Below are 1,833 nucleotides of genomic sequence, written 5' to 3'. Positions count from 1 at the left end.
TCCCGGAAGCCCATGTCGATCTTGCCGGTGGTGGCATCCCAGCGTTTGGCATTGAAGCGGTAGACGTTGTAGGGTTCTTGGTCCGGGGTCTGCGGGTCCGGTTTGTCCACGCCGGTAAATTCTTCTTCGTCGGGTTTCCCGTAGGCGGTGTAGCCATAGGTGGCCCGGGTATTGCCGTTTTTCGTCAGTGAGCACTTCCGTGTCAGTGTGGGGGTTGTAGCCGTAGTAGGAGTCTTCCTCCGTCCCGTCGCTGTTGTGCTTCACCATGGAGAGCCGCTCGCCCCAGGGGCTGTACTGGTAGGACTTCTGGATCTCCCCGGCCACTTCTTCGTTCAGCACCTGACCGGACAAGCCCAGGTAGTGGAAGTCCGTGGTCTTCGTCCCTTCCGTCCGGCTCACGGTCCGGTCCAGCGGGTCGTAGACGTAGCTCGTCTTTTTGGTGGAGCCGTCCTCCTGCAGCTTGCTGTGTTCCGCGACCCGGTCGAAGCTGTCGTAGGTATACTTCTCGATCACTTCTCCGGCGGCGGTGACGCTGTTCAGCCGCCCGAAGGGATCGTAGTTGTAGGCGACCGTGGCCGCCGATGTCCGCGGACAACAGCCGGTTCCGGTCATAGTGGTACGTCGTCGTGGTGCCGTCCACCGTCTGCTGGATGACGTTGTTGTTGGCATCGTACTGATACGTCTCCGTCTCCAGGACGTTGCCAGCGGTGTCTTTCTTGGTCTTCTTCGTCACCCGGTCCCGCGGATCGTATTCGTAGGTGTGGACATGGTGGATGTAGTCCGCGTGGTTGTCCGCGTTCATCTTCTTGGCCGTATCTTTCACCCGGTGGCCGTTCCACTCATCGAGTACAAGTCGCGCCTGGGGTCGCTTTGCTCCCCGGTCGCGCTATGGCGTTGTACTCGATGGTGTGCTCGTTGACGATCGTGCCGTCGGACTTCTTCTCCACCTGGTGCTTCAACAGACCGTCCAGGTAGTAGGTGTAGTCGACGGTGTTGCCGTTGGCCTTGGTCTCCTTCAGCTTCTGCCCCCGCGGGGTGTAGGTGAAGGTCGTCACCTTGGGTTCCGGGTCCGAGGCGGACTCCTTCTTCCGTCACCAAGCTCCGTTCGTCAATTTCCAAGGGTTAATTTCCCTTTTTATATTTTAGTACCAAATTTATCAGGAATGATTTTTCCAATTTTAGATCGATCATAACCAAATGATTCAAGTTGTGAATTAATTAAATCTAGAACATCATAATAAGCAAAATTCTCCCCTTGCCGAAAACATTTACTTAAGTCATCTTCATCCTCATTTATTCTCAATGTTCTGTTATATTTTTCTTGTATTATATTTACTAGATCTACAATAAAATGTTCAAGATTTTTATCCATTGCTATGCCTCCTCTGATTTTTTGAGGCAGTCTAACAAAAGACTGCCTCGATCTTTTTAATAACGTCTGCTTTTCAAAATTCCTTCTAAAATTGCTTTTTGCTCCATTTGACGTTGAATATCCCCCGGCCACTTCTTGTTAATTAATGCATTTTGTTGTCTTGGATCAAGCTCTTTGAAATGGGGAATATACTTTTCGGGATTTTTTATCTTATCCCTATGTTCTTGTATTTGTTTATTTAGAGAATCGATTCCTTTTTGTATTTGTTCATCTGTTTTTTCGACATATTGCTTATAGAATCCTTTATGTTTCCCTCCATTTTTAGCAATGTCATAAGGATTTGCTTTAGCTCCACCACTTGCCCCACCATTCGACCATCTTCTGGACAAACTCTCAAAGCCTTCATCAAGTGCGTTTAAGAGTTTATTACCACCTTTGAAGATTCTCCCCCAAGGTGTACT

Annotated in this window: 3 protein-coding genes and 1 pseudogene; all 4 read right to left on the bottom strand. The window is 49.5% G+C overall.

What is annotated here, in order from left to right:
- Nucleotides 1-612 (bottom strand): annotated as a pseudogene (locus C8P63_RS19420) (hypothetical protein); the annotation flags it as partial.
- Between the two features lie 227 nt (nucleotides 613-839).
- Nucleotides 840-1,055, bottom strand: coding sequence for a hypothetical protein (locus C8P63_RS19415; protein ID WP_211308318.1), 216 nt, complete (start codon nucleotides 1,053-1,055; stop codon nucleotides 840-842).
- Nucleotides 1,056-1,135: 80 nt separating this feature from the next.
- Nucleotides 1,136-1,372: a hypothetical protein gene (locus C8P63_RS18645; RefSeq protein ID WP_108026906.1), complete on the bottom strand. Its 237-nt coding sequence runs from the start codon at nucleotides 1,370-1,372 to the stop codon at nucleotides 1,136-1,138.
- Between the two features lie 56 nt (nucleotides 1,373-1,428).
- Nucleotides 1,429-1,833, bottom strand: a 405-nt coding sequence (locus C8P63_RS19340) for a hypothetical protein (protein WP_108026903.1), incomplete at its 5' end; no start/stop codon positions are given.

The sequence above is a fragment of the Melghirimyces profundicolus genome, assembly GCF_003054245.1.
GTDB classification, from domain to species: domain Bacteria; phylum Bacillota; class Bacilli; order Thermoactinomycetales; family DSM-45169; genus Melghirimyces; species Melghirimyces profundicolus.
Note: the sequence above shows the minus strand (reverse complement) of the source record. Positions and strands in the feature narration are given on the sequence as shown.